The following is a 20,822-nucleotide window of genomic DNA, read 5'->3' as shown; positions in this document are numbered from 1 at the left end:
AAAACTGCAAACCTTTCCGGTGGACCGCCACCGCCGATTCAATCCTCGAAAAGTTGCATCGACTTTGTTCGCGTATTAGCGGGACAGAACACTAGAACCTCGCGAGAAAACTCTGTGTTGTTGCCAGCAATTCGGCCCTTCTCGGGTTGTTTACCGATCAAGCCCAGTGCTCGTTCGCCAAGACGCTAGCCGAGCACCTGTATGGCAGCGGTCTGCTGGGCAAGGCCACCACTGCCCCGATCAGCCCGGTGGTCAAGCGCGACTTGGACATTCTGTATTGACGGGGATGGCACTCATCGCGCCCCTCTCAGCACTCCACCGGCGGGCATCCATTTAGAGAACTCATACAGGACGCACAAAAAAGCCCCGCACGAGGCGAGGCTGCAAAGGAGCAAGCTGTATAGCCGAGTGTTTAGAACACGTACTGCAGACGACCCATGATGGCTTTGCCGTCGTCCTGCACATCCTTACCGCCGATCTGCGCGATGGTGTTGATGTTGTCCACTTGGTAGTCGACGTAGTTCAGGCTCATGCGCACAGCGGCAGTCGGGAAGTAGTTGACACCGACCACGAAGGCATCGGCCTGGAACTCGTCATTGACGTCAGCCGCGACGATCCCGGCCACGTTGCTGTTCAGCTGAGCGGGGATGGCACCGGCGTCCGCGTCGATGGTGTTGCTTTCGTAACGGGCGAAGATTTCAACGGCGCCCGCTTCAGTCGGTTTGTCCCACTTGCCTACGCCCGGCTTGTACTTACGCACGCCGTTGAACATATAGGAGACTTGGCCGTAGTAGCCGCTCAGATCGGCGTCAGCCGAAGCGCCACCAGCAGTTTCGCCGGAGATGGTGCGCTGGAAATATTCGGCCTGAGCCCGGAAAGCGCCGAACTGAGCGCCGGATTCCAATACCCACTCGGTATCGGAGTCAGCCTTGCTGACCGAAGCGAAGGTCAGGCTGTCATCCTTGTCGCTACGGATACCCAGGCGAGTCTTGGCTTTGGCGCTGCCGTCATCCGGGTTGCTGCTGTGGAAGTTGGCACCCAGGTGCACCACGTCGGTGCCACTCAGATAGGGGGCCCAGTTAGCACGCAGGGTATAGCCGAACAGCTCGTCGTTGCCGTCGGTTTCAATTTTGTCATAGTGACCGACCTGTGCCATCAGGCCGTAGGTTTCGCCGGTGTGCATGACATTGACACCGAACTTGACGTCCTCGTCGCCGTTCAGCATGTCGTACATGAAAGGACGTTCCATGCCGGTGATCCAGGAAGAACTGGTGGTGTTTTCCAAACCGTAATCGACCCCAAACTGGCCAACAGTCACAGTCGCAAAACCCAAACCTGAGTAACTGATGAAGGAGCGGTCAACGTCAGTCTTGTCGGCATCGTCATAGCTGAGGCGCACACCGTAGCCCCAGTCTTTGTAGGCGACGCCCTCAACCGAGAGCTCACCGCGGCGGATGCGGGTATTGAAGGTGTCGTCAAAGGGTTTCTTCTGACTGGCCGCTTGCAAGCCATCGAAGTTCGTCGCATCCCACTGAATCTTGCCGCCTAGCTTGAAGCTGAACTCCTTGTCGGTAGTCGCAACTTCCAAACCACTCTTGGTGTTGATCACGATATCGGCGCCATCAGTGCTGACGGTGCCGGCGAAAGCCTGGGCGGAAACGGCCAGAGCCAGGGCGCTGGTTGCGAAACCGGCGAAGTGCTTACGGATCATCGAGAATTCCCCTATTGGACTTTAGTGTTGAAAACACCCGAGCTTTTGCGCTCGTTTGTGCTGGGGGAAGCTTGGCGGCGGGATATTTCAGCTCAGTTGCTGATATATAAAAGTTTGATTACAAAGGAACTTTTTACTTCGATTACCTATAAGGCAAGGCAAGGCTTTCACTCAGACATGACTCAGCAGGCCTCCGGGCGTGTTGCAACGGCGTCACACTTGGTGGTCTGTGTGGCAGGTTCAGTTCGTTAGTTTCGGCGTCTGAGGCCCCGATACTGCTCTGCCGCTCCTCGCCATAGCCCGTTATGACTGGTCGCCGCAGCATGTCCTGGAACCTCAGCCCCTGCCATCCGGATTGATGGCAGTCAAAATCACTTCAGTGGCGCTTTTAGGGCGTTTGGATTATCTAAACAGCGCGAGAAATCACTCAGCGCAGCTCCCTCAGGAGGATTGACGCCGTAGTTCGGCCAAGCGCTGGGCCAAAACATCCAGTTCGGCATTCTGCCCTTGCGGCAGTCTGCGCAAAACCAACTGACTCAGGCGCATCTGGCGGATAAAGCGCCGGCAATTGCGGCACATGGCCAGATGGGTACGCACGGCCAAACGCTGACGCAGGCTCAGCTGGACATCCAGATAATCGCTGGACTGCGCTACCAGCTCTTTACAACTCAACATTGGCCGGTCTCCTCAAAGTGCTCCAGGGTAGCGAACACCTTCAGGCGTGCGCGGTGTAACAACACCCGAACATTGGAGAGCGAGACCTGCAAAAGATTACAAATTTCATCTAATTCCAAACCTTGGCGCTCGCGCAACAGCAACACACTGCCTTGCAGTTCGGAAAGGCTGCTCAAGGTTTTCTCCAGGCACTCGCGCAACTCGCCCTCGGTGAGCAAGGCTTCTGGCGTGTCCTGATGCCAGGCGTGAGGAGCCAGCAACCAGTGACCGTCTGCCGAGAAACGTTCATCGCCCAGCGAGCCGTGCGGTCCCGGCAGGTCGTCCAGCAGCACTTCACGGCGGTTATGCTTCAGGCGGGTCTTGGCGGTGTTGGCGGTGATGGTCAACAGCCAGGTTTTCAGGCTGGAGCGGCCCTGGAAACTGTCCAGGTTACGCACCACGGCCAACCAGGCATCCTGCACCACCTCATCGGCGTTGCGGCTACCGACGATGGCAAAGGCCACCGCGCGCATCGCGCTCTGGTAAGTGCCGACCAGCTCGCGGAAGGCCTTCTGCTCGCCCGCCAGCAGACGGGTGAGCAGTGCGCTGTCGTCGGGATAGTCCATCAGTGCTTGCGCAGAATCACACTGCCGATCGAATAACCCGCCCCGAAGGAGCTGAGTACGCCAAGGGCGCCGCTCGGCAGGTCGTCCTGATGCTTGTGCAGGGCAATCACCGAGCCGGCCGAACTGGTGTTGGCGTAGCTGTCGAGAATCACCGGCGCTTCATGCGGCTCGGCATCGCGACCGAGCAACTTGCGGGCGATCAGCAGGTTCATGTTGAGGTTGGCCTGGTGTAGCCAGAAGCGCTTCACGTCGCTGACATTGAGCTGGTGTTCCTGAAGGTGCACGGCGATCAGCTCGGCAACCATGGGGCAGACTTCCTTGAACACCTTGCGGCCTTCCTGGACGAACAGCTTATCGCGCGCGCCTATGCCCTCTTCTGCCGCACGATTGAGGAAGCCAAAATTGTTGCGAATGTTATTGGAGAATTGGGTCAGCAGCTTGGTGCCAACGATGTCGAACTGATGCTTGGAGGTGGCCAGATCGGCACGTTCGATGATCACCGCCGTGCAAGCATCGCCAAAGATGAAGTGGCTGTCGCGGTCGCGGAAGTTCAAGTGACCGGTACAGACTTCCGGGTTGACCATCAGAACCGCCCGCGCCTGACCGAGCTGCACGCTGTTGCTCGCCGCCTGGATGCCGAAGGTGGCCGAAGAACAGGCCACGTTCATGTCGTAGCCGAAGCCCTGAATGCCCAGGGCCGCCTGCACTTCGATGGCCACCGCCGGGTAGGCGCGCTGCAGGTTGGAGCAGGCGACTATCACACCGTCGATATCTGCCGCGGTTTTACCGGCACGAGCCAGGGCCTGTTCGGCGGCAGCAATGGCCATTTCACAGAGGATGCCCCACTGCTCGTTACTACGCTCGGCGATGCGTGGCGTCATGCGCTTAGGGTCGAGGATGCCGTCCTTATCGACGACAAAGCGGCTCTTGATGCCCGAGGCCCGCTCGATAAAGGCGCTGCTCGATTCGGTCAATGCCTCGACCTCACCACTGGCGATCGCCGCGGCATTGTCCGCATTGAACTGCTGTACGTAAGCGTTGAAGGACTCCACCAGCTCGTCGTTGGAAATGCTATTCGCCGGCGTGTACAAGCCGGTACCACTGATCACGACGTTGTGCACGGTCATTCCTCTCGTTATATGCCGCGCGTCGCGGCCATTTATGCATAAGCCCCTGGCCGGCGGGCCACAGACAGAGTTTTATGAGTACTAACAGGGCGTTATCGCCGAGCAATAGCACACTCGTTCCAAAGCGCAGAGTGTGCCACAACCTGCCAAGGTTCGTCCGCATGTCAGTCAAGCGCTCGCGGGGCCCAGTCTGTTAGTCGGCTGCAGCCTGATACGGCATTGCCGTTCCACTACAATTGCCGTTTCACTATATAAGTTGCACGCGGACAATAGGCCGCGGTGCAGAAGCGCGATCCCTCGAAAGTGGCAGGCCTGGATAAAATTGAATATCTGACGCTAAGCCGCCCGTTCTGCACTTGACTGACTTGTGGTGCGAGTTATCTTCCGCTAGCTTTCAAGCCATGCAGTGACGCACCCACGGACAAGAAGCCTACCCCTCCCTCGCCAGTTTTGCATTGCCAGCATAAACGTATAGTTCACCCGCTGGCGCCCGTGTGCTGCCTCCGATTAATGCTGCCCTGCTTGAATGAGCGCGGAGCCTGACTCTGCAATAAACGCCACAAGAGTTGGACAACCCGTTCAACGGAGCCCTCCAGCAATGCAGACTGCACCCCTTGCCGCAGTGCCAATGCCCGCGAAAATACTGTTGCTCGCTCTGGCCTATGCCGGAGCAGGTCACCTGGCACTGATGCTGGCGATTCCGCCAGGGTTCGCCAGTGCCATCTTTCCACCAGTGGGGATCGCCCTGGCCGCCGTACTTATCTGGGGTTACCCGATGCTCGCCGGGGTGTTTCTCGGTTCGACCTTGCTGAACCTCAGCATCGGTTTTATCAGCCTCGAGCAACTGAGCCTCAAAGGCCTCTCGATCGCCATGGGTATCGCGCTCGGCACCTCACTGCAGAGCCTGATTGGCAGCTGGCTGATTCGTCGTTTCGTCGGTTTCCCCACTTCGCTCACCGATGAGCGAAGCATTTTCCTTCTGCTCTTTATTGGTGGGCCACTGGCTTGCCTGATCAGCGCCAGTGGCGGCGCTGGCGTGCTCTACCTGAGTCAAGTCATCACGGCTGCGCAATTCCCCTTCAGCTGGTGGACCTGGTGGGTCGGCGACAGCATTGGCGTGCTGATCGCCACCCCGCTGATGTTCATCCTCTTCGCCCAGCCTCGTGCCCTCTGGCGCAGCCGCGCTGGCAGCGTGGGCCTGCCGCTGCTGATCAGCTGCACTATTATGGTGCTGATTTTCATCCGTGCCAGCGAGGCCGAGCAACACAATCTGCGTCTGCGCTTTCACGAGCAGACCAAGATGATGACCACTACCCTGAGGTTCCGCTTCGAGCTTTACAGCAAGGCGGCACAGTCCATAGAGCGCTTATTTTCAGCGTCGAGTCGAGTGTCCCGGGAAGATTTCGCCCGTTTCGTGGCTAATCTGCCGAGCACCTATCCAGGCATCACCGCTGTCAGTTGGGACCCATTGATCAGCGCAGACCAGCGCACGCGTTTTGAGGCGCAGATGGTCGCCGAAGGCTTTCCCGGGTTCCGCATCCGCGAATACAACGACGCTGGCGAACTGGTTCTCGCCGGACAGCGAGAGACCTATACACCGGTAACCTTTGTCGAGCCCTTTGCGGCAAACGCCAAGGCCCTGGGCTTCGACGTGCAATCCAAGCGACACAGGCGACAAGCCTTGAAAAAAGCGCGTGATAGCGCCAAGGCGGTGATGACTGCACCGATCACCCTGATCCAGGACAACGAGGCGCCGCAACCCGGCGTGCTCTTGCTGTACCCGGTCTACAAGAGTGATTTGCCCCTCAGTGTCGAGGAGCGCAAACGCGACTTACGCGGCTATGCGGTGGCGGTCATCCGGATTGCCGACCTTATTGAAAACGCACTCCAGGCCTATCCGGCGGACAGCTTCCAGTTACAGTTGCTCGACATCACCGACGCCACGCCGCAACCCCTGTATGGCCAAGCCAGCACTGCCCTGCCGCCCTATGCGGCAGGGTTGGTCTGGCAGGAGTCGTTTCAGGTGGCCGGACGCATGCTGCAGCTGTCGATCGCGCCAACCGAAGCCTTTCTACAGCGCAACCATGGCCTGCAGCCTTGGGCGGTGCTGGCAGGCGGCCTGTTGTTATGCAGCCTGCTCGGTGGCTATCTGCTGACCGTCACCGGTCGCGCCGATCAGATTCGCCATCAGGTCAAGCAACACACCCTGGAACTGAGTGCCATCCTGGAAAATGCCGCCGAAGGCATTCTCATATTCGATGAACAAGGCCTGATCGAACGCGCCAACCCAGCCAGCAGCCACCTGTTCGGCTATGCCTCCATTGCGCTGCTCGGGCGGCAGATCGGCGGCCTGATCCCAGCGCTGTACCGGCGCTCGGGGAATACCTTGGATGACATGCTTGGCAAGCCGCTGGAAGTCACTGCGACCAATGCCGCGGCCCAGCAGTTGGAGCTTGAAATCAACCTGAGCCGCTATGAACTGCCAGGACGTCAGCGCTATATCTGCATGGCCCGTGATATCGGCGCGCGCAAGCAGATCGAACGCCTGAAGAGTGAGTTCATTTCCACCGTCAGCCATGAGTTACGCACTCCGCTCACCTCGATCAAGGGTTCGCTAGGCTTGCTGGCGGCGGGAGCGGTGGGCGAATTACCGGAACAGGTGCGAAAACTGCTCAGCATCGCGCAAAGCAATTCGGAACGCCTGGTCAGCCTGGTCAACGACATTCTCGATATCGAGAAACTCGAATTCGGTCAAACCCGCATCCAGCTTAGCCGCACCGACCTGCGCCCCCTGTTGCATGAAGCGCTGCTACACAACCAGGGCTACGCCGACAGCTTCGAGGTGCATCTCAGCCTGGACGACCATGCACTGCCGGCGCAGGTGCCGGTGGCAATCGACAGCCAGCGTCTGCAGCAGGTGTTGAGCAACCTGATATCCAATGCCGTGAAATTCTCCGAGCCCCGGAACAAGGTGCAGATATCCGCCGAAATCATCGAGCGTGACGTCAGAGTCCAGGTACACGACCACGGTCCCGGCATCGCCGAGGAGTTCCGCGAACGCATCTTCCAGAAATTCGCTCAGGCCGATGGCTCGGACAGTCGCCGTAAAGGCGGCACCGGGCTCGGCCTGAGTATCTGTAAGAATCTGGTGGAGCGGATGAACGGCCAAATTGGCTACAGCAGCGTGCTGGGCGAAGGCAGCACCTTCTATTTCACCCTACCGCTGAGCGAGACCTGAACCTGCCTCTTTCCGTGTACTGTCTGAGGTGAATAGGCTCGATGGCCGGCCCCGGCGATAAGTGAACAGTCGCTGGCCAGGCTCGACGATGCGGTCGCCAACGCAGCGGTCGACGAACGCCCGCTCGGCCGTCTACATTGACCTCTCGCCCGGCCTTGCCATTGGAGCCCGCATGACCTTGTCGCTACTCAGCCGTTACGCTTTCTTCGTTTTCTGTGTGCTCTTCACCCTGATTAGCCTGGCGTTTCTACAGCATGAGTGGCTGTGGCCCTTGACCCTAATCAGCGCCGTGCTGAGCCTGATCGGCATCGGCGACCTGCTGCAGACGCGTCAGGCGGTGCGGCGCAATTACCCTATCCTTGGCAACATCCGCTACCTGGTCGAAGGCATCCGCCCGGAGATTCGCCAGTACCTGCTGGAAGCCGACGGCGACCGACTACCGTTCTCCCGTGCGCAGCGCACCCTGGTCTATGCCCGAGCCAAGAATGAAGGTGCCGACAAACCCTTCGGCACCCTGCTGGACGTCTATCAGAACGGCTTCGAGTTCATCGGCCATTCCATGCGCCCGGCACCGCTGAGCGACCCCAACAGCTTCCGGGTGAACATCGGTGGAGCGCAGTGCAGCCAGCCCTACTCGGCCTCGCTGTTGAATATATCGGCGATGAGTTTCGGTTCACTGAGTGCCAACGCCATCCGCGCCCTGAACAAGGGCGCGAAGCTCGGCCACTTCGCCCATGACACCGGCGAGGGCAGCATCAGCGTCTACCACCGCGAGCATGGCGGCGACTTGATCTGGGAGTTGGGCAGCGGTTACTTCGGTTGCCGCACCAGCTTGGGTCGATTCGACCCGCAGCGTTTCGCCGAACAGGCCTGCACACCACAGGTACGGATGATTGAAATCAAGCTGAGCCAGGGCGCCAAACCCGGTCACGGTGGCATTCTGCCAAAGCACAAGGTCACCGCGGAAATCTCCGCGACCCGCGGCGTACCGATGGGCGAAGACTGTATCTCGCCATCACGGCACAGCGCCTTCTCCACCCCCATCGAGCTGTTGCAGTTCATCGCCCAGCTACGCGAACTGTCCGGCGGCAAGCCGGTCGGTTTCAAGCTGTGCCTCGGTCACCCCTGGGAGTTCATGGGCATCGCCAAGGCCATGCTGGAGACCGGTATCCTGCCGGACTTCATCGTAGTCGACGGTAAGGAAGGCGGCACCGGCGCCGCGCCGCTGGAATTCACCGACCATATTGGCGTGCCCATGCGCGAAGGCCTGCTGTTCGTGCACAACACCCTGGTCGGTTGCGGCCTGCGCGAACAGATCAAGCTCGGGGCCAGCGGCAAGATCGTCAGCGCCTTCGACATCGCCTGTGTACTGGCCATAGGCGCCGACTGGGCCAACTCGGCGCGCGGCTTCATGTTCGCCATCGGCTGCATCCAGAGTCGCAGCTGTCACACCAACAAATGCCCGACCGGCGTCGCCACTCAGGACCCACTGCGCCAACGCGCCCTGGTGCCCGAGGACAAGGCCCAACGGGTGTTCAACTTCCACCGCAACACGCTCAAGGCGCTGGCGGAGATGCTCGCCGCGGCCGGCCTCGAGCATCCGGCGCAGCTCGATGCCAAACATCTGGTGCGGCGCATGTCGGCCAGCGAGATCAAGCTGTTCTCCCAGCAGCACGTGTTCCTCAAGCCGGGTGAATTGCTGGACGCGCAACAGGCTACCGGTGAGTTCTATCAGCGCATGTGGCAGATGGCGCGCACCGACAGCTTCGATGCGGCGCAAGCGTGATGAGCCCCGAAAGGCCTGCCAGCCCTGAAGCGATACAGCGATTCGCGGATAGAGTGAAAAGCCGGGAAGCGCAGCAGCCTTGTAGGCTGGCTTAGCGGCGCATACCCTCGGAGCGCAGACGACACAGGTTGCCGAGCGCCGCGTAACCCAGCAAGGCGTCGGCACTCACGCCAACCATGCTGGGTTCCGTCGCGCCAAGTTCGGCTACTGGAGCGGGCCATCGCGCACGCGTCTCACTCGACCTACGACTCCGATGGATACTTCTGATACGTCACACTGGCAGCTAGGAGTGAAGCCTGCGCATGTTGATCGTCGAAGACCTGCATAAATCATTCGCCACCGCTCAGGGCCGCTTGCCGGTCCTGCGCGGCGTACAGTTGCAGTTGGCCGCTGGCACCAGCCTGGCCCTGATGGGCGAGTCCGGCAGCGGCAAGAGCACCCTGCTGCACCTGATCGCCGGTCTGGAGCGGGTCGATAGCGGGCGTATCCTGATCCATGGGCAGCCGCTGAATGGACGCAGCGAAGCCGAGCTGGCGCGTTGGCGCCGCGAAGGCATCGGCCTGGTGTTCCAGCAGTACAACCTGATCAGCAGTCTCAATGTCGCCGCCAACCTGGCCTTTCAGGCACGCCTGGCCGGGCGTCAAGATGCGCAGTGGCAGAGCCATCTGAGCGAGCGCTTGGGGCTTTCGCCCCTGCTCCAGCGCTATCCCGAGCAGCTCTCCGGCGGCCAGCAGCAACGCCTGGCCATTGGCCGTGCCCTGGCCGCGCGACCGCAGCTGGTACTCGCCGACGAACCCACTGGCAGCCTGGATGAGGCCAGCAGCGAAGTCGTGCTGGCGTTGTTCCTGGAGTTGGTGCGCGAGGCTGGCAGCAGCCTGTTGATGGTCACCCACAGCGCCCGGCTGGCGGCCCGCCTGGCCCATCGCTTGTACCTGCACCAGGGGCGGGTGCAGGCTCTGGAAGGCTGATGAGCAAGCTGCGCATCAGCCTGCTGGCACTGCTCAGCCATTGGCGCCGCCATCCGCTGCAGTTCTTCAGCATCCTGGTCGGCCTGTGGCTGGCCACTACCCTGTGGACCGGCGTGCAGGCGCTCAACAGCCAGGCGCGCAGCGATTACGCGCGGGCCAGTGCGGTGCTCACCGGCCCAGCGCAGGCCCAGCTCGTCCCGATGCGTGGGGAACGTATCGCCCAGTCGGCCTACATCGGCCTGCGCCGCGCCGGTTGGCCGGTGTCGCCGCTGCTCGAAGGACGCCTGCGCTTCGCCGGCGAGCCGCCGATCAGTGTGCAGTTACTGGGTATCGAACCCTTGAGCCTGCCCGCCGGGTTGCAGGTAGCCGGGCAGCCCAGCGAGCGGCTCGACCTGGCGAGCTTTCTCGGCGCGCCAGGGCAAGCCTGGATTGCCCCGGATACCTTGCAGCGCCTGGGTCTGCAGGGCGGCGACACCGCGCTCACGCTGGACGGCCAGCGCCTGCCACCCTTGCAGCTGCAGGCACAGCTGGCGCCCGGGGTGATAGTGGTGGACATCGGCCGTGCGCAAACACTGCTGCACGCACCCGGTCAGCTGTCGCGCCTGCTGCTGCCTGCCGGTTTCAGCGTGCCGGCGCTGCCGCCCACGCTGCGCGACAGCCTGCAGCTACAGCCAGCGGCGGACCGCGACGACCTGCAGCGCCTTACCGACAGCTTCCACCTCAACCTTACTGCGCTGGGCCTGCTGGCCTTCATCGTCGGCCTGTTCATCGTGCATGCCGCCATCGGCCTGGCCCTGGAGCAGCGACGTGGACTGCTGCGCACCCTGCGCGCCTGCGGCGTCAGCATGGTCACGCTGCTTGGTGCACTGGGACTGGAACTCGGCTTGCTGGCCCTGCTCGGTGGCTTGGCCGGGGTCGCCAGCGGCTACCTGCTGGCCAGCCTGCTGCTGCCGGATGTCGCCGCCAGCCTGCGCGGGCTGTACGGCGCGGAAGTGGCCGGACAGCTCAGCCTGTCACCCCTCTGGTGGCTGACCGGCCTGGCCATCAGCCTGCTCGGCGCCTTACTGGCCGGCGCCAGCAGCCTGCTGCGCGCGGCCCGCCTGCCCTTGTTGGCGCTGGCGCAGCCGCAAGCCTGGCGTTTGGCCCAGGGGATCTGGCTCAAGCGCCAGGCCCTGGTCGCCTGCACCTTGTTGCTAGTGGCCGTCGCCGCCTGGCGCTATGGCGACAGCCTGCTGGCCGGCTTCGCTTTACTCGCGAGCCTGCTGCTGGCGGCTGCGTTGCTCCTGCCCGCCCTGCTCGACGGCAGCTTGGCACTGCTCGCGCGCCTGTGCCGAGGGCCGCTGAGCGAGTGGTTCGTCGCCGACAGCCGTCAGCAATTGCCCGCCCTGTCACTGGCCTTGATGGCCCTGCTGCTGGCCCTGGCCGCCAGCGTCGGGGTCGGCAGCATGACCGAAGGTTTTCGCCGGACCTTCAGCGGCTGGCTCGATCAGCGCCTGGCCGCCGAGCTGTACCTGGCGCCTCGCGACGGCGCCCAAGCCAACGCCCTGATCGGCTGGCTCGAGGATCAGCCGGGGGTCGAGGCAATCCTTCCGCAACGGCGCGTCGAGCTGCGGCTACAGGGTCGGCCAGCGCAGTTGCAGGGCATCGTCGACCACCCCACCTACCGGCAACACTGGCCCTTGCTGGAAGCCCAAGCAGACGCCTGGGACAAGCTGGCGGCGGGCCAGGGGGTGATGCTCAGCGAACAACTGGCCCGCCATCTGCGCCTTGAATTGGGCGACACCGTGCAACTGCCGAGCGAGACGGGCCTAGTGCAGCTACCGCTGGTGGCGCTGTACGCCGACTATGGCAACCCCAAGGGCCATATGCTGGTCAACGTCGACTGGCTGCGCCGACATTGGCCGCAAGCCGGGATCAGCAACATCAGTCTGCGCCTGGCTCCTGAACGAGTTGCAAGCCTGAAGAGCGCCCTGGAACAACGCTTCGTCCTGGAGGGCGCGCGACTGATCGACCAACAAGGCCTGAAGAGCTGGTCGACGCAGATATTCGAACGCACCTTCGCCGCCACTGCCGCGCTCAACAGCCTGACCCTCGGTGTGGCGGGCGTGGCCCTGTTCATCAGCCTGCTGACCCTCGGCCAGAGTCGCCTGAGTCAGCTGGCGCCACTCTGGGCCCTCGGCCTGAGTCGCCCACGTCTGGCCTGGCTGAGCCTGGCGCAGACGCTGATGCTCTCCAGCCTGACGGTGCTATTGGCCATGCCGCTGGGCCTGTTGCTGGCCTGGTGCCTGGTGGCGGTGGTCAATGTGCAGGCCTTCGGCTGGCGCCTGCCGCTGCATGTATTTCCCGTACAACTGTTGCAACTGGCCCTGCTCGGCCTGCTCACCAGCCTGCTCGCCGCAGCCGGGCCACTCTGGCAACTGGCACGCCAGTCACCTGCCGACCTGTTGAGGCAATTTGCCGATGAACGCTAAAGCCTGCTGGCTGCTAAGCCTGACGCTACTGCTCGGCGCCTGCGAGGAGACCACACCAACACCCCAGGGCTTTGCCGGCCTGGGTCAGGCCAGCGACGCCTTCCTGGCCGTAACGCCCCAACGCGCGCTGCAATTTCCCGCCGACCATGGCGCCCATTCCGGCTATCGCATCGAGTGGTGGTACGTCACCGCCAACCTGACCGATGAGCAGGGCCGCGACTGGGGCGCACAGTGGACCCTGTTCCGCTCGGCCCTGCGCCCCGGGGCCGAAAAAAGCGGCTGGGACAGCCCCAACCTGTGGATGGGCCACGCCGCGCTGAGCGGTCCCTTCGGTCATCAGGTTGCGGAAAGCCTGGGACGCGGCGGTGTCGGCCAAGCCGGCGTAACCGCACAGCCGTTTCACGCCTGGATCGATGACTGGTCGCTGCGCAGCACGGCCGGCTCAGGCCTCGAACAGCTGCAGATGCAGGCGCGTGGCGAGGGCTTCGCCTACCGCCTGCAACTCGACAGCGAGGGGCCGTTGGTGCTGCACGGCAAACAGGGCTACAGCGAGAAGTCCGGCCAGGGCCAGGCCTCGTATTACTACAGCCAGCCGTTCTACCGGGTCAGCGGCGAAGTCGAACGCGATGGCCAGCGCTATAGGGTCAGCGGTCAAGCCTGGCTCGACCGTGAGTGGAGCAGTCAGCCGTTGGCAGCGCAACAGCAGGGCTGGGACTGGTTTTCCCTGCACCTGGAAGACGGCGCCAAGCTGATGCTGTTCCAAGTCAGACAGGCCGAGGGTGAACCTTACCGGGCCGGCACCTGGATCGCCGCCGACGGCCAGACTCGGGCGCTGTCCGCTGAGCAGATCCGCCTGACGCCACTGCACTGGAGCAGCCAGCAAACTGGGCGCAAAGTACCGACCCAGTGGCGGGTGGAAGTACCGGCGTACCAGCTGTCCCTGGAGGTGCAGGCCATCGACACCCAGGCCTGGATGAGCACACCTTTTCCCTACTGGGAGGGACCGGTTCGCCTGAGCGGCAGCCACCCAGGCCGTGGCTACCTGGAAATGACCGGCTATTGAATATCCACCTGAGCCCCGCCTAACTGACAGCCGCCGCCTGCCCAGGTGCAGCCGGCAGAACTGAATCAGCTGACGGGACTGGCCACGACGCTAGCGTCCGGTTCCGCCGAGTAGACGTCCGCAATCATCTGCTTGACCTTGTAGGCGCGCCAGCCAAGCATGCGCGCAGTGGTCAGCACCCCGCCCATCAGCGCCCCGCCAACCCCGGCGGTGACCACGTCGGAGCCGGTCAGGTAGAAGTTCTTGATCGGTGTCTGCGGGTGAATCCAGTGCTGCTGGAAACGCTCGACGCTGTGCTCGATGCCATAGATTTCGCCGGCCTGGTTCCACTGGAACCACTCGGTGGACAACGGCGTAGACAGTTCGCAGTAGTCCAGCGCCTCACGCAACTGCGGCTGATGCTGGTACAGCGCCGCCAGCAGCACCGTGGTGATCTCCTGCTTGAAGGCTTGGTAGTCTTCGCCGCGCTTGTTCCAGGTGCTGCCCTTCCACCGTTCGAACCACTGCGGGAAGCTTGGCGCGACGATCTCCACCGTGCTTTTGCCGGGGTAGCGGCGGTTCCAGTCCGGGTCCTTGGCCGAGGGAAAGGAGATGTAGATCATCGGGAACTCCAGCCCCGGCGAATCCATGAAGCGTTTGACGCTCAAGTCGTGGTCGAACTCCGGGTACAACCAGAAGTTGGTCTTCGGCAGACCCAGGCTGGCGGCATCGCCCTTGAAACCCGCGTAGAGGCACACATGCGAGGCCGAGGGTTCGACCTGCTTGAGGTGCTCGAGCAGACCATGCTGCTCGACCACCTCCTTGGGCAGCAGGCGCTGGTAGGTCGGCAGCAGACCGGCGCAACTGACTACCGCGTCGGCGGTTATCTCATGGCCATCCTTGACCAGGCGCACGCCATAGGCACGGTTGTCCTTGACCAGCACCTGCTCGACGCCGGCGTAGGTAAAGACATGGCCGCCCGCCGCCTCGATCACCGGAATAATGGTTTCGGCGATGCGCACCGAGCCGCCCACCGGGTAGTTGCCGCCGGTGATGTAATGCTTGGCCACCATGGCGTGCATCATGAACGCGGCTTGCGCCGGCGGCAGGCCATAGTCGCCCCACTGTGCGGTGAGCACGCCGATCAGCTGCTGGTTGCTGGTCAGGCCCTCCAGCACTTCGCGGGTGCTCTTGAAGAAATACGCCGGGAACAAATGCTGGCGCAGCTTGTTGTACAGCACGCCCACGCTGCGTGGCAGCGCTTGACCGGCGAAGAAGCGCGGAATTTTCTGACTGACCTCGGCGATCAGCTCGACATAACGGTCGATGGCCGCGCCGTCCTCGGGAAAGTGCTTCTTCACCTCGGCCGTGAAGGCATCGCGCCCGGCCATATAGCGGAAGGGTTGATCCCCGATGACGATATGGTCGTAGTGTTCATCCATCGGCGCCCATTGCAGCTGGCCATCGCTGATCACATCGAACACCCGGCGAATCATCGACCAAGGTTTGTGCACCTCGCCGATGTAGTGCACCCCCACATCCCACTCATAGCCGCCCCGCTCGTAGACGTGGGTGTAACCGCCGGCGGTGTAGTGCTGCTCCAGCACACAGACTTTCTTGCCAGCCTTGGCCAGTAACGCGGCGTTGCACAGACCGCCTATGCCTGAGCCGATGACGATCACGTCGTAATGGCTAAGGGCTTTGTGCGGACGAAAACGGCTGCCTGTGCGTTTCATGGGGACTCCGGCGTGTTTTTGTTATGCAAGTATTTGCATAAATAAGCCAGTCGCGCGAGAAATGCAACTTTTTGCATATCCATTTAGAATGGTCGCAGCCTTCTACCACGGACTCAGCATGTCTCTACGCCACGCCATCCTCACCCTGCTGGCCACCGAACCGGCCAGCGGTTACGACATCGTCCGCCACTTCAAGCAGTCGCTCGGCTACTTCTGGAACGCCAAGCACCAGCAGGTCTATCAGGAGCTGCGTCGCCTGAACGACTCGGGCTGGCTGCAATGTGCCGAACAGCCGCAGGCCGACAAGCCAGACAAGAAGGTCTACAGCATCAGCGCGACCGGACGCGCCGAGCTCAAACGCTGGCTGGCCGAACCAGCGCCGCCGAACAAGATTAACGATGCCCTGCTGGTCAAGCTCTTCGCCGGCGCCCTGACGGAGCCTGACAACCTGCGCGAAGAAATGGCCCGCCATCGCGCCACCCATAGGGCCACGCTCGACAGCCTGCTGGAGATAGAGCGGCGCTACCTGGCCCTCCCGCCAGCGCAACAGGCCCAACATCGCCTGCCCTACCTGACCTTGCGCCGCGGCATCATCGGCGAACAGGCCTGGCTGGCCTGGGCCGACGAGGTAGAACCTGAACTGGCGGCGCGTACCCTTAGCTAGCGATTGAGCTGCGGACCGCAAGAGCCTGAGATCACGCGCGGCATGCTCAGGTGCGGAAACGGTCCAAGTAGCTGTTCAGTTGCTGAACCTCCCCCTGAATCTGCCCGCTGGCGTGCATCACACTCTGTGAATCGTCACGGCTGCGCTCGGCCAGGCCGGATATCTCAGTGACGCGTTGGTCGATGTCGTGCGCCACCTGACTCTGCTCTTCGGCAGCAGTGGCTATCTGTGCATTCAGGCCGTTGATGCTATCCACGGCACCGACGATGCTGTCCAGCACCTCGGTCGTTTCCTTGATGTGGCTGAGGTTGTCATGCACCAGCTTGGCACTGTCCTGCAGCGCCACCACCGCCTGCTGGGCGCCATCGCGCAGGCGCTGAATAATCGTCTGGATTTCCCCGGTGGATTGCTGCGTGCGGCTGGCCAGGGTACGTACCTCATCCGCCACCACGGCGAAGCCGCGGCCGGCCTCGCCCGCACGGGCAGCCTCGATGGCCGCGTTGAGGGCGAGCAGATTGGTCTGTTCGGCGATCCCGGTGATCACCTCCAACACCTTGCCCACGCCTTCGGTTTCAGTGCGCAGCACGGTCATTTGCGAGGAGCTGTGCTCCATCTGCGCGGACAGGCTGGTAATCAACTCGGCGGTGCGTTGCACCGCCCGCTGGCCGGCCTTGGTACAGCTGTCGGCGTTACGTGCAGACTCCGCGGCCTGGGCGGCATGCCGGGCGACTTCCGCCACCGTCGCGCTCATTTCGTTCATCGCCGTGGCCACCTGATCCAGGTTCTCATGCTGCTGGCGCACACCTTCCCCTGCGGCCTGGGCGGTCGCGACGACCTTGTCGGCATGCTCACGGGTATTCAAGCCGGTTGCCTTCACCTGCCCGAGCAAGCTGCGCACCTGCTCCTGCATCCGGTTGTAGCCCGCCACAATACGGCCGATTTCATTGTCCTGAGGGTGGTTGTGCAGGGCATGAGTGAAGTCGCCATCGCCCACCCGAGTCAGTGCCGTCTCGACTTCGCGCAGGCTACCCATCAATGGGCGCAGGCCGAACTGCCGACCCAGTACCACCAACAGCAGAATGCCCATCACGCAAACGAAAGCCAGCCACATCAAGGTGCGCTGAGAGCGTTCCACATCGCTGGCCATCAACCCTACAGCCTTGTTCATCTCGCGCAGCAGATTGAGCGAAGCGCTCTCCAGTTCTTGCGAGTCAACCTGCTGCCCGCCCTGTGCCACCCCCTCCAGTTGCCCGCGAAAGGCCTGCCAGAGCTGCCCGACCAGGCGTACTTGGGCCGCTATCGCCCCGCCGCTCTCAATCGCCGTGACATTGCGCGCGGGGTTGCCGTTAAGCAGGTCCTGATGCGCCTGCTCAAACTGCGCGATGGTGGCCTCCAGGGTCGCCTTGGGAATCACGCCCTCACGCAGCAACAGCGCCTCCTTGGTCATCTTCTGGCTAAGCATGCGCTGGGCGCCGGCCACATTGATGGTCTCCGGTGAGACCGACATGCTCAAGTAGAGCGCCACCGATGCGCTAACCGCCAACAGGAACATCAGCGCATAGGAAAAGAGAAACTGCTGGTTGAGTGTGCGCAGCCCCACCGAGCGGAGCAGGCGATCGAACAGCAAGGTCACGGACATGGGCTCATCCTTTGTTGTTACGGAGGCAGGAGAAGGGATATATCCGACCTATTGTTTAAGCACCTAATGTGCCAACAAAAATTGACAGCAGAACCTTTCGTCTGCAGTTGCAAACGTCGAACTTAATCCATGGATATCGGGTTGCCAACACGACCAAAGGACCATCCGGCCGGCCGAATTGAATCAGCGGGTAAGCCTCTGCCATCCATGATTTCTGCTGCAGTACTGGCAGTCGTTCTGGCTGGCCCGACGATGACTGCACCCACTGGCCACCGAACAGTTGCCAGGCGGCGATCAGGCCATCGTCCACCTGATTGCCATTTCCATGGATTCCTGGGGCTATCCCATTGGGCTTTTGGCCTGCAACCGCTGGGTAGCGGGTGCGATCTGGTATCCGGCGCCGGCGCTAATCGAGATGCTCGACTGGTTCTCCGTCGATCATGCTTACCCTTCCTGGCCGGGCAAGCTCTGGTTAAGCGCCATGTTCAAGTTGTTCCGCACGCGGATAGAGGCGTTATTGAACCACCGCGACCAGGTCATTGCCGCCTGGCAGGTAAAACATCCGGGGCAGGATGTATTCGACGACCGCACACTGGAAATCACCGGCTTTTTGCATGTGTCAGTTGATTACTGGGTCTACTCCTTGGACGTGCAAGTTGATAGCACCAATGGCTATATAATAAAAATCCAATATTCTTTAATTGGTTAAAACTCTGACGCCACGTAACCGCTTATCTGAAATCAACATGAAATAACCATTATAAGTCGTTAAAAAACAAATAAAGTTTGAAACAACAAAACCCGTGGCTAGGCTGAAAACGTCAGCACAGAACGCTGGCATTGGCACAACGACAATAGATTCAGATCCATGTAGGAGATGTACCAATGCAAGTTATTAAGTGGAGCATAGTCGCTCTTGCGGTATCGGCAGCCACTCTGCAGATGGCCGCTGCCAGCCAACAAACCGACTCGAAAGGTTTTATTGAAGACAGCACCTTCAACCTCCTCAATCGTACCTTCTACTTCAACCGGGACTTCCGCAACGGCGGTTCTAATGGCGCTGGCACTAACCAATTCAAACCCGTTAGTCAGCGCAAAGGCTATCGAGAAGAATTGGCCCACGGAATCATGGCCTTCTACGAATCCGGTTTCACCCAAGGCACGGTGGGCTTCGGCGTCGATGCCTACGGCTTTCTTGGCCTGAAACTGGACAGTGGCGGCGGTCGCACAGGCACCCTCCTGCTACCCGTCGAAGACGACGGCGAACCCGGTGATGCCTACGGCGAGTCAGGCGGCGTGCTCAAGTTGAGGGTGTCGAACACCACGCTCAAACTCGGAGAGAAACAAGTCGAGAACCCGATGGTGGCGACCGGCGATGCCCGTCTTCTGCCGCAGACCGCGACCGGCATTTTCCTTAACAGTGACGAAATTGCAAACCTCAACATCGATGCCGGCCATATCACCGCGATGAACGAGTTCGCCAGTACCAACTCCGACGGTGAACTGCAGATTCAATATGCCGGGGACGTAGGCGATACAGTCGACTGGGCCGGGGGTAGTTATACCGTCTCGGATAACTTGAGCTTTAGCCTATTCGCCTCGGATGTAGAAGATACCTGGCACCGCTACTACGGCAACGCCAACTACAACATCCCCCTCGGCGACATGCGCGCGTTGAACTTCGACTTCAACATCTACCGCACCCTCGATGACGGCAAGGCGTTGGTCGGCGACATTAACAACACCACCTGGTCGCTGGCCTCCAAGTACGCGTTCGGCGCACACGCGCTGACCTTGGCCTTGCAGAAAGTGGATAGCGACACCGGCTTCGACTACATCGGTTTCAACGCCATCTATCTGGCCAACTCGGTGCAGTACTCGGACTTCAACGCCCCCCGCGAAGAATCCTGGCAACTGCGTTACGACCTGGATCTCGCCAACTACGGCGCACCTGGTCTAACACTGATGGCGCGCTATATCCGGGGTGACAATATCGACGGCACCAAGGCCGATCCACTCAGCGGTTTCTTCGATGCCGCCGCCAACAACGAGAAACATTGGGAGCGCGACCTGGAGGCCAAATACGTGGTTCAGGACGGTTATGCCAAAGATCTATCCTTGCGCGTCCGGCATGCGGTGCACCGCGGCTCATCCAACCAAATCGATGGTGACGTCAACGAGGTTCGCGTCATTCTCGAATACCCATTGAGCGTTCTCTGAGCCCCACTCATCGATGGGCAATGCTCATTGATTCCCCTGATCGGGGCTGTAATTGATACAGCCCCTTTTTCATGGTCGAGAAATATCCGCGCGGGTATAAGGTCGTTGCCGCGTCTGAACCGGCTAAAGCGGAACTGCACCTACACACTGACTAATCGATAGTTTGACCTTTCCGATTAAAAAGCACTCGCCAGACTTGACCCTCCGGCTCAGCCATGAAAAACATGACGCCTCGCGCTTACCTGCATGCGGTTCGCAAGTCTCGCAATGACCCACCTCAATGGATGTTCGATGATGGCTCTGCACACCTGGCTGATTTACCTCACCGCAGTGATCGGCCTGTCGCTGACCCCTGGCCCCAATGGCTTATTGGCGCTCAGTCACGGCGCGCTATATGGACACCGCAAGACCCTTTACACGGTGGCTGGCGGCGTCATCGGCTTTGTCGTGCTGATTGCCCTGTCGATGTTCGGCATCGGCGCCCTGCTGCAAGCCTCGGCCCATGCCCTGATCATCCTGAAATGGCTCGGCGGTGCTTATTTGATCTGGCTCGGCATTCAACTCTGGCGCGCCCCCGCCCTGCATCTGACCACGCCTGAACAGGCGCCCCCCAAGAGCGCACCAAGCCTCTTCCGCCAAGGCCTGTTCGCGGCGGTGTCCAATCCTAAGGTGATCCTGTTCTACGGCGCCTTTCTGCCGCAGTTCATCGACCCGCAGCGCGACCTCTGGCAGCAATTCATAGTGATGGCGCTGACCTTCGCGGTCGTCGAAGGCCTGGTGGAGTACCTGCTCGCGCGCCTCGCCCACCGCATCCGGCCCTGGCTGCAACGCAGCGGCAAGGGCTTCAATCGCTGCTGCGGCGGGTTGTTTGCGCTGATGGGCGCAGCGCTGCCATTGACCAAGTAGATCGAACTCAGCGAAAGCGGTTTAGCGCAAGCTC

General features: G+C 61.3%; 15 protein-coding genes and 2 pseudogenes. 10 read left to right on the top strand and 7 right to left on the bottom strand.

Going from position 1 to position 20,822, the window contains the following annotated elements:
• Window positions 1–146 precede the first annotated feature (146 nt).
• Window positions 147–281 carry a hypothetical protein gene (locus FBY03_RS23270; RefSeq protein WP_256677918.1) on the top strand — a complete coding sequence of 45 codons (135 nt, stop codon included), beginning with the start codon at window positions 147–149 and terminating at the stop codon, window positions 279–281.
• A 131-nt stretch (window positions 282–412) separates the two neighbouring features.
• Here FBY03_RS23270 and FBY03_RS11700 read toward each other — a convergent pair whose 3' ends face one another.
• The 4 genes from FBY03_RS11700 to FBY03_RS11685 all read right to left on the bottom strand — a co-directional run bounded on the left by FBY03_RS11700 (window position 413) and on the right by FBY03_RS11685 (window position 4,112).
• Window positions 413–1,711 carry an OprO/OprP family phosphate-selective porin gene (locus FBY03_RS11700; protein ID WP_147172501.1) on the bottom strand — a complete coding sequence of 433 codons (1,299 nt, stop codon included), beginning with the start codon at window positions 1,709–1,711 and terminating at the stop codon, window positions 413–415.
• A gap of 441 nt (window positions 1,712–2,152) precedes the next feature.
• Window positions 2,153–2,386: a zf-HC2 domain-containing protein gene (locus FBY03_RS11695; protein ID WP_147172500.1), complete on the bottom strand. Its 234-nt coding sequence runs from the start codon at window positions 2,384–2,386 to the stop codon at window positions 2,153–2,155.
• Window positions 2,380–2,991, bottom strand: coding sequence for an RNA polymerase sigma factor (locus FBY03_RS11690; RefSeq protein WP_147172499.1), 612 nt, complete (start codon window positions 2,989–2,991; stop codon window positions 2,380–2,382). Before FBY03_RS11690 ends, FBY03_RS11695 begins: the two co-directional genes overlap by 7 nt.
• Window positions 2,991–4,112 carry a beta-ketoacyl-ACP synthase III gene (locus FBY03_RS11685; protein ID WP_147172498.1) on the bottom strand — a complete coding sequence of 374 codons (1,122 nt, stop codon included), beginning with the start codon at window positions 4,110–4,112 and terminating at the stop codon, window positions 2,991–2,993. The genes FBY03_RS11690 and FBY03_RS11685 overlap by 1 nt, the downstream gene beginning before the upstream one ends.
• 634 nt (window positions 4,113–4,746) lie before the next feature.
• Between FBY03_RS11685 and FBY03_RS11680 the strand changes: the two genes are divergently transcribed.
• From FBY03_RS11680 to FBY03_RS11660, 5 genes are all read left to right on the top strand, one after another.
• On the top strand, window positions 4,747–7,356 hold the full coding sequence (locus FBY03_RS11680) for a CHASE domain-containing protein (RefSeq protein WP_178090646.1): 2,610 nt from the start codon (window positions 4,747–4,749) through the stop codon (window positions 7,354–7,356).
• 172 nt (window positions 7,357–7,528) lie between these two features.
• On the top strand, window positions 7,529–9,142 hold the full coding sequence (locus FBY03_RS11675) for an FMN-binding glutamate synthase family protein (RefSeq protein ID WP_147172496.1): 1,614 nt from the start codon (window positions 7,529–7,531) through the stop codon (window positions 9,140–9,142).
• A 302-nt stretch (window positions 9,143–9,444) separates the two neighbouring features.
• Window positions 9,445–10,110: an ABC transporter ATP-binding protein gene (locus FBY03_RS11670; RefSeq protein ID WP_147172495.1), complete on the top strand. Its 666-nt coding sequence runs from the start codon at window positions 9,445–9,447 to the stop codon at window positions 10,108–10,110.
• The gene (locus FBY03_RS11665) at window positions 10,110–12,581 is read left to right on the top strand and encodes an FtsX-like permease family protein (RefSeq protein ID WP_147172494.1); all 2,472 of its coding nucleotides are present in this window, start codon (window positions 10,110–10,112) and stop codon (window positions 12,579–12,581) included. Before FBY03_RS11670 ends, FBY03_RS11665 begins: the two co-directional genes overlap by 1 nt.
• The gene (locus tag FBY03_RS11660; RefSeq protein ID WP_178090644.1) at window positions 12,571–13,644 is read left to right on the top strand and encodes a lipocalin-like domain-containing protein; all 1,074 of its coding nucleotides are present in this window, start codon (window positions 12,571–12,573) and stop codon (window positions 13,642–13,644) included. The genes FBY03_RS11665 and FBY03_RS11660 overlap by 11 nt, the downstream gene beginning before the upstream one ends.
• Window positions 13,645–13,709: 65 nt before the next feature.
• Here the strand turns inward: FBY03_RS11660 and FBY03_RS11655 are convergent, their stop codons facing one another.
• Entirely contained in the window at window positions 13,710–15,359 is a 1,650-nt protein-coding gene (locus tag FBY03_RS11655) for an NAD(P)/FAD-dependent oxidoreductase (protein ID WP_147172492.1), read from the bottom strand.
• Between the two features lie 118 nt (window positions 15,360–15,477).
• Here FBY03_RS11655 and FBY03_RS11650 point away from each other — a divergent pair, with 118 nt between their 5' ends.
• Entirely contained in the window at window positions 15,478–16,023 is a 546-nt protein-coding gene (locus tag FBY03_RS11650; protein WP_147172491.1) for a PadR family transcriptional regulator, read from the top strand.
• 46 nt (window positions 16,024–16,069) lie between these two features.
• On the opposite strand, the pseudogene FBY03_RS23480 reads toward FBY03_RS11650, so the two are convergent.
• Together FBY03_RS23480 and FBY03_RS23475 are read right to left on the bottom strand one after the other, a co-directional pair.
• A pseudogene (locus FBY03_RS23480) lies at window positions 16,070–16,585 on the bottom strand (methyl-accepting chemotaxis protein); the annotation flags it as partial.
• 342 nt (window positions 16,586–16,927) lie between these two features.
• Window positions 16,928–17,530 (bottom strand): annotated as a pseudogene (locus FBY03_RS23475) (type IV pili methyl-accepting chemotaxis transducer N-terminal domain-containing protein); the annotation flags it as partial.
• Between the two features lie 412 nt (window positions 17,531–17,942).
• On the opposite strand from FBY03_RS23475, the gene FBY03_RS11640 reads away from it, so the two are divergent.
• The 3 genes from FBY03_RS11640 to FBY03_RS11630 all read left to right on the top strand — a co-directional run bounded on the left by FBY03_RS11640 (window position 17,943) and on the right by FBY03_RS11630 (window position 20,788).
• The gene (locus tag FBY03_RS11640) at window positions 17,943–18,371 is read left to right on the top strand and encodes a hypothetical protein (protein ID WP_147172489.1); all 429 of its coding nucleotides are present in this window, start codon (window positions 17,943–17,945) and stop codon (window positions 18,369–18,371) included.
• A gap of 176 nt (window positions 18,372–18,547) precedes the next feature.
• On the top strand, window positions 18,548–19,882 hold the full coding sequence (locus FBY03_RS11635) for an OprD family porin (protein WP_147172488.1): 1,335 nt from the start codon (window positions 18,548–18,550) through the stop codon (window positions 19,880–19,882).
• A 294-nt stretch (window positions 19,883–20,176) separates the two neighbouring features.
• Window positions 20,177–20,788: a LysE family translocator gene (locus FBY03_RS11630; protein ID WP_147172513.1), complete on the top strand. Its 612-nt coding sequence runs from the start codon at window positions 20,177–20,179 to the stop codon at window positions 20,786–20,788.
• Window positions 20,789–20,822: the final 34 nt, after the last annotated feature.

The sequence above is a fragment of the Pseudomonas sp. SJZ079 genome (genome assembly GCF_007993865.1).
Lineage (GTDB): Bacteria > Pseudomonadota > Gammaproteobacteria > Pseudomonadales > Pseudomonadaceae > Aquipseudomonas.
Note: the sequence above shows the minus strand (reverse complement) of the source record. Positions and strands in the feature narration are given on the sequence as shown.

Excerpts from the sequence above, each read along its gene's own strand:
- FBY03_RS11700 (WP_147172501.1), bottom strand. The coding sequence starts at position 1,711 with ATGATCCGTAAGCACTTCGCCGGTTTCGCAACCAGCGCCCTGGCTCTG.
- FBY03_RS11695 (WP_147172500.1), bottom strand. The coding sequence starts at position 2,386 with ATGTTGAGTTGTAAAGAGCTGGTAGCGCAGTCCAGCGATTATCTGGAT.
- FBY03_RS11690 (WP_147172499.1), bottom strand. The coding sequence starts at position 2,991 with ATGGACTATCCCGACGACAGCGCACTGCTCACCCGTCTGCTGGCGGGC.
- FBY03_RS11680 (WP_178090646.1), top strand. The coding sequence starts at position 4,747 with ATGCCCGCGAAAATACTGTTGCTCGCTCTGGCCTATGCCGGAGCAGGT.
- FBY03_RS11675 (WP_147172496.1), top strand. The coding sequence starts at position 7,529 with ATGACCTTGTCGCTACTCAGCCGTTACGCTTTCTTCGTTTTCTGTGTG.
- FBY03_RS11670 (WP_147172495.1), top strand. The coding sequence starts at position 9,445 with ATGTTGATCGTCGAAGACCTGCATAAATCATTCGCCACCGCTCAGGGC.
- FBY03_RS11665 (WP_147172494.1), top strand. The coding sequence starts at position 10,110 with ATGAGCAAGCTGCGCATCAGCCTGCTGGCACTGCTCAGCCATTGGCGC.
- FBY03_RS11660 (WP_178090644.1), top strand. The coding sequence starts at position 12,571 with ATGAACGCTAAAGCCTGCTGGCTGCTAAGCCTGACGCTACTGCTCGGC.
- FBY03_RS11655 (WP_147172492.1), bottom strand. The coding sequence starts at position 15,359 with ATGAAACGCACAGGCAGCCGTTTTCGTCCGCACAAAGCCCTTAGCCAT.
- FBY03_RS11650 (WP_147172491.1), top strand. The coding sequence starts at position 15,478 with ATGTCTCTACGCCACGCCATCCTCACCCTGCTGGCCACCGAACCGGCC.
- FBY03_RS11635 (WP_147172488.1), top strand. The coding sequence starts at position 18,548 with ATGCAAGTTATTAAGTGGAGCATAGTCGCTCTTGCGGTATCGGCAGCC.
- FBY03_RS11630 (WP_147172513.1), top strand. The coding sequence starts at position 20,177 with ATGGCTCTGCACACCTGGCTGATTTACCTCACCGCAGTGATCGGCCTG.